Source organism: Photobacterium sp. GSS17 (assembly GCF_028621875.1).
GTDB classification, from domain to species: Bacteria; Pseudomonadota; Gammaproteobacteria; order Enterobacterales; family Vibrionaceae; genus Photobacterium; species Photobacterium ganghwense.
On the sequence record NZ_CP117518.1, the window covers coordinates 735157 to 749081 of the forward strand.

The window sequence follows — 13925 nt, forward strand, 5'->3', positions numbered from 1 at the left end:
AATGAAAGCGTTATATATAAAGATAGTAATAGGTTGTTGCTAATAATATTGCACCACCCATAGGCATACCACTGGCTGCTACTGATAGCTGACTAGGTCGAATATACACCCCATGCTGAAATGATTGAATCCAGCGTTTGATAAAGGGTAATAATTCACCAGAGCAGGCGAGACGTAGCAAGCAAATGAGGCCAGAGAAAACCAGAGTGATTGCGATTAAATGAATAATGTTCGGATAACCGATGATGATACCGAGAGATGCTAAAAGTTTAGCATCCCCGGCACCAAACATACCTAACGCGTAAAACGGTATGCAGATAAACAAACCAACAGCAAAACCGAGCAGGGTTTGAAAGAGTGGCACCGGAATAAGGTTATGAGTCTCTGTTATATTCAGTGTGGCTTGTGTTAACCCAAGGATGAGGATAGCAATAATTGATTTGTTTGGTATTTTACAATACATCAAATCAAAAAATGCAGCATAGGTGACAAGACCAATGATAAAGAGGTTCATAATTTATCCACTGCTTAAAATATTATAGTTTTTACTTTATTTTTTTTGGGGGAGATAATACTTCTATTATTCTTCAGGTGTTCCATTTAATGTGTCTGTTAGCCCATCAATTACACCACCAACAGCTGTTCCTAAATCATCAAAAGCGGTTACAACTGCCGCAGCGACCAGTGAACCCGCTACTGCATATTCTACTGTGGTTAATCCTTCTTCATCACGACAAAATTCGATAAAAAGTTCTTTAACCGATTTCATTAGACCACTCCTCGAATGAAAGTATTTTGTGTAAAGCATTTGTGTCAAAAGACAATTTAAATTTAGACAGATGTCATAAAACCTCAAGCTGAAAAATGTCAATTCGGAATGTTTTTAAAGTCAGACACTTTCTCTCTAGTGATAACATTATGAATAAACATGACTTTTATGGTTGAAAATTTTTTTGAAAAAGTGTCCGATGTTGAGACTTTATGGATATCCTCATGGCTGATTCTTGACAAATTAATACGGATGTTTTTTGCCTACGGCAGGGCGGTTTTTAAATTTAACATTTGAGAATTGTTATTATTAACATTAGTGATAAATATAATATTAATGATGTTTTAATAGGTTGGTTGCTTTGTTGTACATGCGTGCCTTAAATAAAAGGCATCGCGGTGTGGTCTTTAGAAAGCGATTTTGCTGACGAGGCCTTGTTGATGATAGCTTTGAATGACAGCTATAAAGTGACAGCTATAAAGTGACAGCGTCGGATGCTCGCTTATGACGTTAGCCACAAACGTTAGCTTCTGGCGATAACATCGTGCGTTGTTCTCTCGCCATTCGGCATCAATAACCCAGTGTTAGATGTCAGGGCTTTGCCCATGCTTTTTGCCTATCATTCTTTGTCAATGTAGTGGGCTTGGTGTAGGTATGATCAGAATCGTTGTTCTGAGTGTCTGTATGCGCAATGCTTGTGTAGCAGTAGCAGTAGCAGTAGCAGTAGCAGTAGCAGTAGCAGTAGCAGTAGCAGTAGCAGTAGCAGTAGCAGTAGCAGTAGCAGTAGCAGTAGCAATAGCAATAGCAATAGAAGAAGTGAGCATCAGGTGTCACTGAAAGGCAAAGGAGGGCGATGCGTGATTGATGAACACGGCAATGTTTTAAATACGATCTATTACAGCGAACTCCTTTAACCCGATCCTCTGAACTCAGTTTCTTTTGCTCAGACTGGAAACTCAGCTTAAAACCCAGGCATTATTCAAACCGTGACTTTCACGGCTTTAAACTATTTCTTTAACGACATTTTCAGTGTTAATTGGGCGGGTAGCCTTTGAACATCTCATTAATCTGGCCATCGATGAAGCTGCGCCGAGAACTCGGTGTCATGGTTTCGGTCAGTTTTCGTTGTGAAGTCGCGCGCCACACAACCTGGTTGCTCTTATTGTCAATCAGCTCAACCACCAGCTTGCCATACCGATATTCACGAATCTGTGTGGGGGTAGTGTAGGCTACACCTAAATGGCTGTGGCTTAAACCGTACCCATACCCGAAACCGAGGCTGGTACCGTAAGAGCGGTAGTCAGTTTGCTCGACAATCGCATGTCGGACAGTTAAATCAGCGTTGCTGTCCACTTGCTTCATCCCTTTGCTGTATAACTGGGTAGAGATCGCATCCTGTACTCGTGCTGCATCAAGAGAAATGGCATCGTTCTGCGGCTCTTTAGAAAAGGTATAAGTTTGGTAACGACTGTAATTGGCGGCAGTATTGTAGTCTCTTGAAACATCGGCGCTACAGGCGGCAAGCAATGATGAAAGCGCTAATACGGTCAGGGTAATACGCATAAGAATTACCTGTGAGTCAATTGAGCATCATTATCCCAGACTGTTCGCTATTTCGAAGGTTCTGAGATAACGGTTCCGTCATTGAACTCAATCGATAGTGGGAGGTGTCTGCCTATTATTACATCCATTTGGATACAGTGGGGAAACTGGCAATAGATCTGGTACTCATGGTGGAGTCCGTTCTCAATAAACGCCTGTAGAATCTCTGCCGTATCGGCAATCAGCAATCGACTATGTGTATCTAAATACATAACCTGCTCTTACAACTATTGAGTTCATCAATAAAAGCGTAGCTGATCTTCAGTTTATTGGGTTGCAAGTCTGAGAGACATTGCGGAGTCAATTGCTGGTCTGATTAAGACGCATAATGAGTACGTGTCACCACTCATTAGTCATTTCCTCACCTGTCATTTCCCCTCTTGTTATTCCCCCGCTATGATGAAAAGAATAACGAAATGAATGCATGTCTCTGGCAACGAGCTTGAATCGTAATGAAATTTTTCTCATTGAGCCTGATTTCGTTGCCACAGGTGTTGTTCAGCGTCTCGAATGGTGGCCCATGAAGATTTCACGTTGGATAATTTTGCTGGCAGTCAGTCTGTCTGCAGCCTGTATGGGGAATCTCTATTCCAAACCCACACCGAGTACCAGTGAGGATGTCGCCACACTGTCAGAACAATACGTCAAAGCCACTCGGGCGGGGATGTGGGACTTTACAGCGGTGATTCCGTCTAAGGTCATTCACCCCAAAGATGGCTATATCGATTATGAGCGATTGTGGTGCCTCGATAAATCAGTGGGTTCTGTTGACGATTATTTGTCCTTAATTGAGAAAGTCTGCGAACTTCGCAGCGGTGCAATGCAGGGTGAGTGGTGTGTCGGTGTCAGAAGCGGGTTGCCATTGTTTAGTGCAACGATGGAATACAGTGGCGCTCAATGTACCGGCGGTGACCCTGCAGCTGTTATACATACTCTTGAGCCGATATCTTCTCCCTCTGCTTTTGAATGGCGGTTGTTTGCCGAGATGATGGGGTTCAAGAAACCGTCTTAAATCAGTCTTTTCCCTGCGGTAACCGTTATATGTTGTGTTAATGTTATAAGGATGCTGGACAGACCAGATGGTCTTTTACAGATGCAACCTCAACGGATACTGAAATAAAAAGGATTTTCCCGATGGCATGGACACGGTTAAGGGTTGAAGAATCACAGGGCATTGTCACCGTTACGCTGAATCGCCCGGATAAACTGAACGCACTAGATATGGAAATGTTTCAGGAGCTGGATACCGTCAGCCGACAATTAAAGAAACGCAGTGATGTCAGGGCTGTGATTCTGCAAGGCGCAGACGGTAATTTCAGCAGCGGGCTGGACATTAAAAGTGTCGCAACCTCAAAAAAGAAAGCCCTGTCATTGCTGACAAAATGGCTGCCCGGCAATGCCAACCTGGCGCAGCGAGTGTCTCGAAACTGGCGGCAGTTACCGTTTCCGGTTATTGCCGTTATTGAAGGCAAGTGTTTTGGTGGCGGAATGCAAATTGTACTGGGTGCGGATTTTCGATTCGTGACGCCAGACAGTGAGCTTTCAATCATGGAAGTACGCTGGGGGTTGGTGCCTGACATGGCCGGGTTAATGTCGCTGCGTGAGGTTGTCGCCAAGGATGTGGCGTTGAAACTGACAATGACGGGCGAAATCATTGATGGCCAGACGGCAAAATCACTGAATCTGGTTACAGAAGTCAGTGACGACCCATATCTTGCGGCTCAATTGTTGTGTCAGACACTACAGGCCCAGTCTCCGGATGCACTGGCTGCCATCAAACTGACCACCAATCGCTGCTGGAGCCGTTCTGAGCGCTTTTTGTTGGCACATGAAACCTTCAGCCAGCTTAGGTTGTTGCTGGGGCGCAATTTCTCTATCGCCGGAAAACGGCAGCGCAGCCAGCCCGAACTGGAGTATCAAAAACGTCAGTCATTCTGGTAAGTGATATCAGGCAGGGACGTTTCGGTGTATGCTGAAAACAGAAATGATTCAGGATGATACCGGAGGCCTGCATGCAGCAGAAAGATAAGGACGCGTTCAAATTCATTGCGTTGATAGTCGTCATTTGTGTCGTGGCACACATTGTAAATGTCATGACGGGCGGCTATCTGTCTGGCTTCGGTTTGTTACCACGTCACTATACCCATTTTACAGGTATGGCGGCATATCCCTTCCTGCATGGCTCCTGGCAACACCTGCTCAGTAATATGCTTTCCTTCTCGGTACTGGCTTTACTGGTTTCACGGTTTGGTCTGGCCAGGCTGATCAGCGTTTTTATGATCAGCTGGGCGGGGAGTGGATTAGGCGTCTGGATTTTCGGGCGAATGCATTATCACATTGGGCTGAGTGGGATCATTTATGGTCTGTGGGCTTACTTGTTGGTTTATGCTGTTATGTATCGCAGCGTTAAAGCATTGTTGATCGCTGTGGTTGTTATCTTCCTGTATGGCTCGATGATTTGGGGATTTGTGCCGGTGCATGAATGGATAAGCTATGAAAGCCATTTGTTTGGCGGGCTTTCCGGTGCATTGGCAGGTCTCTGGTATGCCAAACGTGATAAACGATTTAAGGAGCGATAAATGCTGGTAACCTTTAAATGTAAAGCCTGTGGCAATGTACTGATGTTTGGCGATGTCGCCAGGCAGATGCTGAGTATGATGGGACACTGTGAAAACATTCCCGGAGCGCTTGAAGCGGAAGAAGTACCGGATGCGCTGGCCAATTTGAAAGCGGCGGCACAGAAAATTCATCAAGATGAACAAGCGATGAAAAATCAGGGAGACAAACAACAACCTGAGACGGAAGTGGATGATGTAGGATCACTGGACTACGAACCTGTGGTCAGCTTGCATACACGGGCGACCCCGTTGATTGAAATGCTTGAGATTGCCGCGCGCGAAAATTGTTATGTTATGTGGCAGGAAGGCTGAATATCGGCTCTTTGTGAATAACCATATTGACTAAATAGCTTTGACTTAATGAATAACAGCGACTTAACGAAGAACGGCTACTGAACGATATGTAACGGTGCGAACGGATCATCGCTGGGATCACTGAGCCAGATGTGTTCCAGCCTGATCGCCGTTTTCCGAGCGGTTTCTTCGTTAAGCAGTTCTGCTAGCAAAGCGAGGGACATATCCAGGCAGGCGATTCCCCCGGAGGCGGTGAATATATTGCCGTCCTGCACCCAGCGGGCAACAGGAAACCAGTCTACTTCATCTCCGAAGCCGGTCACCCAACGGTAAAGCCGCTTGTTGGTGGTGGCCGATTTACTCGTCAGTACCCCCGCATTCGCCAGTAAGGCCGTGCCCGTGCAGGATGCGCACAGATAATGCTCAGGTTGGTGTTGTTTTTCTATCCATTCGCAAAGGCGTGGGTTCATGGCTTGCTGCTCTACACCATTTCCGCCCGGAATGTACAGAACAGACAATTCTGACAGCGTATAGCAACTTTGATCTACGCTCAGGGTATAGCCTTGCTGGCTGGTCACAGCCTGACCATGTTCAGAGATCAATTGAATAGTGAAGTTGTCCGGATAGAGAGAGAACACGCTCAATACGGATGAAACCTGTAACAAATCAAACTGGTTGTACAGCAAGATAGCAAGGGTAAACCTTGGTGGCCTGTCTTGCTGATGGGTCTCTGACATGAAACGCTAACTCCTTATACGGGTTTAAAAATAAGCATAGACCTGATAGAAGCGGCTTGTCATACCCAGTCAGACAAAGCGGTTTAGGAATGAGAAACCAGGTTGAGTGGCAGTTGGGTGACGCTGTCACAGCTGATTGGCCACAGCCGTTTCGCCACAGTAGATTCGTCAAAGTAAATGGGATACGAGTTTTGACTTTTCGGAATACGAGTCAAATCAGCGCTGCTACTTCAATGTCCCGGTTACTGGCCAGCAAAGAAAAAAGCCCGCCAGACAACAGGCGGGCTTTTTGTGGTCCCTTTTTACAGGGAAGCTAACAAATGAAAGGGGACAGGGCAGCCGCGGACTGCGTACTCATTTATCAGGTGTTAGTTTTATGCGGTGTTAGTTTTATCAGGTGTTAGTTTTATCAGGTGTTAGTTCAGGCCTGATTAATGGCCTCAGCAATGATGATATTGCGTTTAATGGTCTGCACCTTTTGTTTATCCCGAACTTTTGCCTGCTCAGCCTGTTGCAGTTCAGCTTGTTGTGCTTTGACATAAGCCTGCGCTTGCTGCGGGGATTCAAATTTCAGCGCTTTAACATTGATAGACGCGATATTGGAGTAACGACCATCCGTACTGGCTGGCACATCAATTTTTCCTTCATTGATGAGCTGTGCAACAATTTTACGTTCATTGTCATAGCCCTGCAGGCCGCTCAGTGTCCAGCGATGCATTGGCTTTCCTTCATACTGGCCTTTTTTCACCTCGGTCAGATATCGGATGGTCAGGTTACGAATCGTTCCGTCTTCTTCACCATATTCTGCCTCTGTATCAAACAGAACCGGGAATTGTCGGCCTTCAAGTACACCACCGGCTTTGGTCAGGTGTCCCATACGGTAGCTGTTCATACCAATGCGCACAGGGGTGTTTTCAGTAATCACAGTTCCGTCTGCAAACTGCAGGTTTTTGATGCGTTTTCCTGCTGGTTCGGTCAAATCAATGGTGTATGTGACGCCGGCAAAGAAATCATTGGTGGAGTATTTGGACGCGCGGCGCTCAGGGTTAAAGCTGTACGTGACATCCCCCGCTTTTACACTGTTGAAATAACCGGCAGACCATTCCATGTAGGTTTTCAGCTCTTTGCCCGTCATTTGATAAACCGTGATTTCACCACCTGCATACTGGTAGTTGTAAGCGATATCTTTTGCCTTGATCTGACCAACATCCAGTTCAGCCTGATCGTTATCAATCTGCAGAGCAATGACGTTCGCTTTTGGCGCGTAGTACATGCTGGCTTCCTGGAACAATGCGCTGATACCCGTATCCTGAATGTGTACCTGCGGGATCCCGCGGATCGTATTCTCAGGAACCAGATCCGTTCCGGTCAGGTTGGCAATTACCCGATTGGCATTTTCACGCAGGCGCTTGTGATAAGGTGCGTACAGCGATTCCATTTTTTCATCTGAATGCACGCCATCGATTTGATAGGTAAAACTGTCTTTGTTGACCAGGCTAAATTTGCCGTTTTTCTCTTCAAACTGAAGATCAATCCGTGACAGCGCTCGACCATATTTGTCTGGCTCGGTGACAATTACGCCATTCACTACGGCTTTGTCGATTCGAGTGTGCATATGACCGGCCACAATCGCATCCAGCTCCGGATTGAGCTTAGCAATGTCTGTTACGCCGGTATCGGCCAGGTTGTTTTCGTTATCCAGCCCCATGTGTGCAACCAGAACAATGGCATCGACTTTATCATCAATTTTCTGGATAACTTTCTGAACTTCCAGCGAAGGGTTCGTGAAGGTTACGCCTTCCAAACGGTTGGTGCCCTCTGCAAAGACCTGCGTCATAGGTGTATCCATACCAATCACGCCTATTTTCACCCCTTGTTTCTCGATGATGGTGTAAGCAGGAAGGAAAGGGTTGCCGTCAGGGCGCTTGATATTACCCGCCAGTGATCGGCCTTCAAACTGGGTCAGGGCACGGTTGAGTACCGGCAGACCAAAATCAAACTCGTGGTTTCCCAGCACCCAGACATCGTAATTCATTTCATTGAAGCCGAGCATCATAGGATCAACCTTCTCGTCTTTGAAGGTTTCCACAAAGTTACCCTGAATGGTATCGCCGGCATCAACCAGAATGACGTTACCTTGTTCATTTCTGATTGATTTTACCTTGGTGGCGATCTGGCTCAGGCTGCCGCGCATGTTCAGCTTATCCGAGGCGTAATCCCAAGGCATAAAATGACCGTGAATATCAGAGGTGCCCAGTATGGTGACATCAACACGATCACCGTCGGCGGCAAAAGCAGGCTGGCAGAGCGCAAAGAGGATGGTGGAGGCTAAAAGTGATTTTTTCATTGTTCATGGTTTTGCATAGAAAGGGTGTGCGCATAGTACGCTTCCCGGTAAAAAATTTTCGAGATGTATGTCACTGTTATATGTAATAAATAGCTTTCATTCTTATCTTTGTGGGATTTAACTCACCATTGGTAAGTCATCGCGCCGTGATGGGATAACGATGGGGCAATGGCGCAGGCAAATTAAAGCTACAAGGATATTGAGGTTACAAAGATATTAAGGTTACAAAGTTGATGAGGCCACAAGGATAAGAATACAAACTGGCTAGGATCAAGTGATTGCGGTCGACGTAAGCATTCTCAAGCGGAGTGAAGAACAACCCCATCTCGTGCTAAGGGCAAATTAGCGAAGACTTGAAAGCGCGTAAACAGAAATGTTACTCGCGAATCTGTATGGTGATCATGACAACGGCATGGTCAGTGCTTTGCCCGTCGGTGTCAAACGAAGGGTTGAGCAGGTGCCGATCAAAAACCTTAAAATTGGTTACTTCAGCCAGACTCTCTGTGTAGCTCGGGTTAAATTCGGCGGAGCACAAAATATAGTCGAGCACCATGCCTTTCAGACCGTAATAGAAAGTAAATGGCTGACGCGAATTGGCTACCTCATCTGAGCCTTTTTGTTTGGACGTTCCCATCGGTTCAGAGGCTACTCTTTGCTCTGTTGCCGCTAACTGTTCTGTTGCTGCTAACTGTTCGGATACATCTCGTGATGCCTGAAATAATGACCAGCTATTGTAAAAGAAATAAGGCGCCAGTTTTTCTCTGGCTGGTTTTTCTTTGAGTTGCTTTTCTCTGAGTTGAGGCGTCGCTGGCAATCTTACTTCGTTACTCACCAGTTGCCCAAGGGCACTGTCGGTAAGGGTATCGTTGAAATCACCCATAATCACGGCAGGATTGCTCGTCTCTTTTTTCCTTGCTAATACGGCCTGCTGCAGTTGTGCAGCTTCTGCTGTGCGTTGAAGGGATGAGGTCCATTGTCCGGTAAGTTGTTGTTGCCATTCTGGCAGTACATCACCTGTCTGGAAAAGCATCGATTCGTCTTCTATTTCCGGTTCATTTTCCAGACCTGAAAAAATGGTAGGGCGTTTGGATTTGAGGTGAACGACATAGATATCACAGGCACCCAGTACGGGATGAACGACTGTGGCTCTCAACGGAAGACGGGTGAAGGCAAAATCACGCTTGAGGCCAAGATGCAGTGACGTTTGTGAGTTTGTTGGCACCGCAGACCATTCAATAATGGGATATCGTGAGGCTAAAGCGACCACTGGCTTGTCATAAATATATTCCTCAGTGCAGTTGGGCGCCTCCACGGTACAAAAATAGATATAACCCAATTCACGGGTTAATGTGGCCAGTGCGTCCGGTGTGAATACTTCCTGAAACCCAATGACATCTGGCTGATGAGTGTGTAAATAGTTACGAATCCAGCGTTGCTTCTTCTGCCATTGTTCATCGGTGTAAATGTTGTCGAATTGGTAACAGGCATTAGGCGGTGCCACATAATTGCACAGATTAAACGTGGTGATCTTGAATGTGGTGGGTTTATTTTCGGTTTCTCTAGACATAACAACGTTTTTGTTTGGGTTCGCTTTTCCTGGTATTGGTGCCGTAATTATTGCTGTCGTAACTATTGATGTCGTTACGATGGGTAGTTGGCAATCTGAAACGTGGGTCATCTGAAAGAATACAGCCTCTTACACAGAAGATCCTGTAAGAGGCTGTCATAAACTGTCAAGCGCACAGTAGATTGAACTGCTAACTGCTAACTGCTAACTGCTAACTGCTAACTGCTAACTGACACAGTTCAGCGCTGAGTGATACTCAGGCGTTCAACGCTTGTTCCAGATCAGCAATAACGTCATCAATATGCTCAATCCCCACAGACAGGCGGATCATTTCCGGGCTGACTCCGGCCTGACGTTGCTCTGTTTCACTCAGCTGACGGTGTGTCGTTGAGGCAGGGTGGCAGGCAAGTGATTTAGCATCGCCAATATTTACCAGACGTTTAAAAATTTTCAGTGCGTCATAGAATCTGACACCGGCTTCGTAGCCGTCTTTCAACCCAAACGACAAAATGGCTGACGGCTTACCTGCCATGTATTTTTCAGCCAGAGGGTAATATGGAGAGTCCGGCAAGCCAGCATAACTCACCCAACTGACTTTATTGTGTGATTTCAGGTACTCCGCCACCTTGAGGGCGTTTTCGGTGTGGCGTTCCATTCTTAACGGCAGCGTTTCCAGCCCCTGCAGCAGCATAAAGGCGTTCATCGGAGACAATGCTGACCCGGTGTTGCGTAGCGGAACGGTACGAGCACGGCCAATAAAAGCGGCATCACCAAATGCTTCGGTGTAAACCACCCCGTGATATGACGGCTCAGGCTGGTTCATTACCGGGAAGCGGTCTTTGTATTTTTGCCAAGGGAAAGTACCGCCATCGACAATAATGCCGCCTAAGGACGTCCCATGACCGCCAACATACTTAGTCAGTGAGTGGACCACAATGTCCGCACCGAACTGAATGGGTTTACAAAGTGCCGGGGTAGCCACGGTATTATCGACAATTACCGGTACACCTTGCTGGTGGGCCAGTTCTGCAATGCGGGCAATATCGACAATGTTCCCTGCCGGGTTTCCGATACTTTCGCAGTAAACGGCCTTGGTTTTGTCGTCAATCAATTCCGCCAGACTTTCTGGTTTGTCATCTTTAGCAAAGCGAACTTCAATACCTTGCTTCGGCAGCATGTGCGCAAACAGGGTATAGGTGCCACCGTACAGCTGTGGCGTGGAAACGATATTATCGCCTGCTTCAGCCAGAGTCAGAATCGCATAATTGATGGCTGCGCTACCGGCACTGACTGCCAGCGCGGCGATGCCACCCTCCAGAGCCGCCATGCGCTTTTCCAGCACATCATTGGTTGGGTTCATGATTCGGGTATAGATATTTCCCGGGACTTCCAAATTGAACAGATCAGCACCGTGCTGGGCATTGTCGAACTCGTAAGCGACGGTTTGGTAGATAGGTGTCGCAACCGCTTTTGTGGTTGGGTCAGTTTCATAACCAAAGTGAATCGATAGGGTTTCGTCTTTCATTGTCTTGTCCTTGGGTCTTCCATGAAATCAAGTTTGCCTGGATAAGTAGCGGGGCAGACTTTCCGGTAATCGATCCAGAAGAAGCCGTTGAAGTGTCAATATTTACCCAGACAGTTACCACAGAGTACTATGAATGCAGGCACCTATAAACGGGTTTTGAAAATCATTCTTTTCTTCTGAAACCGTTGGGTTCATTTGAAATTACGACAGAAAAAACTGTGTAAATACGTACAGAAAGAGAGAAAACAAGCACACATTGATTAACGAATAAGTTGATTCAGTATTTCTGTGGGGTATGAAAAAGTGGCTGGTAGACGCCAGTATGTACACCAGTCCGAGTATCAGGATTCAAAATGCAGGGACAAACAGGGGTTAGTTCGCTGGTACCCTGTATACGTAATATGTTGCACACCTTTCTGTCACATTTTGAGAGATTTTCATCTGTATTACCGGTTGAACAAGTCTAAGTGCATGACATACGATGGTCTGGCGGTTTGATAAAACGTTTCTGATCTCCGCACACAATAAAAATCGGTGCCTGAAGCTTCATTTTCATTCGATGAACTCGGGTACTTTCAAAATAAAGCAGAAGTTCATAGATTCACTTTGCTACACGTTCGTGTAGGTAAGTGGTGACGTGACGAAAAGGAATTTGCTGTGAAAAAATTGCTGCTTTCGACGGCGATAGCGCTTGCCGTTACTCTTCCCGCCACAACAGTTACCGCCGCAGAAGTGCCATCAGGCACTGTACTCGCTAAATCACAACATCTGGTCCGTGCAAACGGTGCTGAACCTAAAACGGTTGATCCCGGTTTTGTGGAATCAGGCGGGCCAGGGGATGTGATCGTCAATGATCTGTTTGAAGGTCTGGTAATCGAAAATTTGCAGGGCGAAACCATTCCGGGACAGGCGGAGTCCTGGCATATCTCGGATGATGGAAGAACCGTTTCATTTACCCTTCGTGACAATCTGCTCTGGTCTGACGGCACACCACTGACAGCGCACGATTTTGTTTATGCCTGGCAACGTGCTGTCGACAATAAAACCGGTAATGCCACCGGCATCAACATTAAAACGGCCAACGTGCTGAACGCTGACGCTATCCTTGCCGGTGAAAAAGCACCAGATACGCTGGGTATTCAGGCCCCAGATGATCGCACGCTCATCGTGACGCTGTCACAGCCGACCCCTTATTTCATCAGCATGATGAGCATCAAAACGTTCTTCCCGGTGCCACGTACCACTGTTGAAAAATATGGTGACAGCTGGACGCGGGCAGCGCATTTTGTCTCGAACGGCGCCTATGTACTTAAGCAGTGGGTGCCGAATGAGAAAGTGGAAGTTGAACGTAACCGTCACTATCGCGACAATGATAAAACGGTCATTGATGGTGTGACCTACCTGGCGCTGTCATCACAAAACGCTGAACTGACCCGTTATCAGGCGGGCGAAATTCACATGACTAACCGTGTGCAGCTTGAATACTATCAAAAGTTGATCAAGGAAAGCCCGGAGCAGATTCAGGCACTGCGTTTGTTGGGTTCCTACGTTTATGCGTTTAACACGCGCACGGTACCATTCGATAACGCCGATGTCCGGCGTGCACTGAGCATGGTAATTGACCGTGATCTGCTGGTGGATAAAGTGACCGGTCAGGGTGAGCCTGCCGCTTATTCTGTTGTGCCAGACATCATTGCCGGCTATGCCGCTGCGTTGCCATCCTTCACTGAATTGGACAGAAAAGAGCGGCTGACACAGGCGCAAGCTTTGCTGGCAAAGGCAGGTTTTGGTAAAGACAAGCCATTGACCCTGACGCTGACTTACAACACCAGTGAAAATCACAAGAAAATTGCTTTAGCCATTGCCTCGATGTGGAAACAACTGGGTGTGAAGGTTGAGTTGAATAACATGGAATGGAACGCGTATCTGGCGGCGAAAAGTGCCGGTGACTTTACCGTAGCGCGCTCGTTTGCGTTTGGTGATTTTGCCGAACCTTCTGCGGTACTCAGCAGTTTCACCTGTGGCCATGTCAGTAATGAAACCGGTTATTGTAACCAGAAGTTTGATGATCTACTGACTAAGGCAGCCAAAGCCGGTGATCAGGCTGAACGTTATCAGCTTTACCATCAGGCAGAAGCATTGCTGGGCGAAGATGCTCCGATTATTCCGCTGTATCACTACAACCATACGCGCTTGGTAAAAGCGAACCTGAAAGGCTTTCCTGTCAATAACCCGAAAGGCAACATCTACGCGAAGGATATGTTTTTTGTCCAGCCTTAACAGGCTGTCTCTACGGAATGCAAAAACGTTTCAATTTCTTGGGTGACAAAAAGCTTCTTGGATAACAAAAAGCTTCTTGGGTAACAAAAAGCGCGGCTTCATTGCCGCGCTTTTTTTAGGACTGCAGTATTGATGAATCCTGTATCTGTTATTCCTATAACTGGAGGAATCTGGAGTCCAATGAAT

Annotated in this window: 12 protein-coding genes; 5 read left to right on the plus strand and 7 right to left on the minus strand. The window is 46.7% G+C overall.

The genetic code is table 11. The features are described 5' to 3' along the window. Nucleotides 1-10: 10 nt before the first annotated feature. The 3 genes from PGW97_RS19710 to PGW97_RS19720 all read right to left on the minus strand — a co-directional run bounded on the left by PGW97_RS19710 (nt 11) and on the right by PGW97_RS19720 (nt 2332). Entirely contained in the window at nt 11-514 is a 504-nt protein-coding gene (locus PGW97_RS19710; RefSeq protein ID WP_273860515.1) for an A24 family peptidase, read from the minus strand. A 66-nt stretch (nt 515-580) separates the two neighbouring features. Further along, nucleotides 581-769: a Flp family type IVb pilin gene (locus tag PGW97_RS19715; RefSeq protein ID WP_273860516.1), complete on the minus strand. Its 189-nt coding sequence runs from the start codon at nt 767-769 to the stop codon at nt 581-583. A 1032-nt stretch (nt 770-1801) separates the two neighbouring features. After that, complete coding sequence (locus PGW97_RS19720; RefSeq protein WP_047884305.1) at nt 1802-2332, minus strand: DUF4136 domain-containing protein; 531 nt, start codon at nt 2330-2332, stop codon at nt 1802-1804. Between the two features lie 559 nt (nt 2333-2891). Here PGW97_RS19720 and PGW97_RS19725 point away from each other — a divergent pair. The 4 genes from PGW97_RS19725 (at nt 2892) to PGW97_RS19740 (ending at nt 5301) form a co-directional block, all read left to right on the plus strand. Then, nucleotides 2892-3383 carry a hypothetical protein gene (locus PGW97_RS19725; RefSeq protein WP_047884804.1) on the plus strand — a complete coding sequence of 164 codons (492 nt, stop codon included), beginning with the start codon at nt 2892-2894 and terminating at the stop codon, nt 3381-3383. A 122-nt stretch (nt 3384-3505) separates the two neighbouring features. Further along, entirely contained in the window at nt 3506-4312 is an 807-nt protein-coding gene (locus PGW97_RS19730; protein ID WP_273860517.1) for a crotonase/enoyl-CoA hydratase family protein, read from the plus strand. A gap of 71 nt (nt 4313-4383) precedes the next feature. Further along, a complete protein-coding gene (locus tag PGW97_RS19735) occupies nt 4384-4950 on the plus strand; it encodes a rhomboid family intramembrane serine protease (protein WP_047884302.1) in 567 nt (188 codons plus the stop codon). After that, a complete protein-coding gene (locus PGW97_RS19740; protein ID WP_273860518.1) occupies nt 4951-5301 on the plus strand; it encodes a DUF1840 domain-containing protein in 351 nt (116 codons plus the stop codon). A 77-nt stretch (nt 5302-5378) separates the two neighbouring features. Here PGW97_RS19740 and PGW97_RS19745 read toward each other — a convergent pair whose 3' ends face one another. From PGW97_RS19745 to PGW97_RS19760, 4 genes are all read right to left on the minus strand, one after another. Next, the gene (locus PGW97_RS19745) at nt 5379-6020 is read right to left on the minus strand and encodes a DJ-1/PfpI family protein (RefSeq protein ID WP_047884300.1); all 642 of its coding nucleotides are present in this window, start codon (nt 6018-6020) and stop codon (nt 5379-5381) included. A gap of 421 nt (nt 6021-6441) precedes the next feature. After that, nucleotides 6442-8367, minus strand: coding sequence for a bifunctional metallophosphatase/5'-nucleotidase (locus PGW97_RS19750; protein ID WP_273860519.1), 1926 nt, complete (start codon nt 8365-8367; stop codon nt 6442-6444). A gap of 376 nt (nt 8368-8743) precedes the next feature. Beyond that, nucleotides 8744-10045: an endonuclease/exonuclease/phosphatase family protein gene (locus PGW97_RS19755; RefSeq protein ID WP_273860520.1), complete on the minus strand. Its 1302-nt coding sequence runs from the start codon at nt 10043-10045 to the stop codon at nt 8744-8746. 145 nt (nt 10046-10190) lie between these two features. Continuing rightward, on the minus strand, nt 10191-11459 hold the full coding sequence (locus PGW97_RS19760; protein ID WP_273860521.1) for an O-acetylhomoserine aminocarboxypropyltransferase/cysteine synthase family protein: 1269 nt from the start codon (nt 11457-11459) through the stop codon (nt 10191-10193). Nucleotides 11460-12116: 657 nt separating this feature from the next. On the opposite strand from PGW97_RS19760, the gene PGW97_RS19765 reads away from it, so the two are divergent. Next, nucleotides 12117-13739: a peptide ABC transporter substrate-binding protein gene (locus tag PGW97_RS19765; RefSeq protein WP_443147135.1), complete on the plus strand. Its 1623-nt coding sequence runs from the start codon at nt 12117-12119 to the stop codon at nt 13737-13739. The last annotated feature ends 186 nt before the right edge of the window (nt 13740-13925 follow it).

What these genes read in the sequence shown, in the direction of transcription:
- PGW97_RS19735 (WP_047884302.1), top strand. Translation starts at nt 4,384, where the DNA reads ATGCAGCAGAAAGATAAGGACGCGTTCAAATTCATTGCGTTGATAGTC.
- PGW97_RS19755 (WP_273860520.1), bottom strand. Translation starts at nt 10,045, where the DNA reads ATGACCCACGTTTCAGATTGCCAACTACCCATCGTAACGACATCAATA.
- PGW97_RS19745 (WP_047884300.1), bottom strand. Translation starts at nt 6,020, where the DNA reads ATGTCAGAGACCCATCAGCAAGACAGGCCACCAAGGTTTACCCTTGCT.
- PGW97_RS19730 (WP_273860517.1), top strand. Translation starts at nt 3,506, where the DNA reads ATGGCATGGACACGGTTAAGGGTTGAAGAATCACAGGGCATTGTCACC.
- PGW97_RS19715 (WP_273860516.1), bottom strand. Translation starts at nt 769, where the DNA reads ATGAAATCGGTTAAAGAACTTTTTATCGAATTTTGTCGTGATGAAGAA.
- PGW97_RS19725 (WP_047884804.1), top strand. Translation starts at nt 2,892, where the DNA reads ATGAAGATTTCACGTTGGATAATTTTGCTGGCAGTCAGTCTGTCTGCA.
- PGW97_RS19720 (WP_047884305.1), bottom strand. Translation starts at nt 2,332, where the DNA reads ATGCGTATTACCCTGACCGTATTAGCGCTTTCATCATTGCTTGCCGCC.
- PGW97_RS19760 (WP_273860521.1), bottom strand. Translation starts at nt 11,459, where the DNA reads ATGAAAGACGAAACCCTATCGATTCACTTTGGTTATGAAACTGACCCA.
- PGW97_RS19750 (WP_273860519.1), bottom strand. Translation starts at nt 8,367, where the DNA reads ATGAAAAAATCACTTTTAGCCTCCACCATCCTCTTTGCGCTCTGCCAG.
- PGW97_RS19710 (WP_273860515.1), bottom strand. Translation starts at nt 514, where the DNA reads ATGAACCTCTTTATCATTGGTCTTGTCACCTATGCTGCATTTTTTGAT.
- PGW97_RS19740 (WP_273860518.1), top strand. Translation starts at nt 4,951, where the DNA reads ATGCTGGTAACCTTTAAATGTAAAGCCTGTGGCAATGTACTGATGTTT.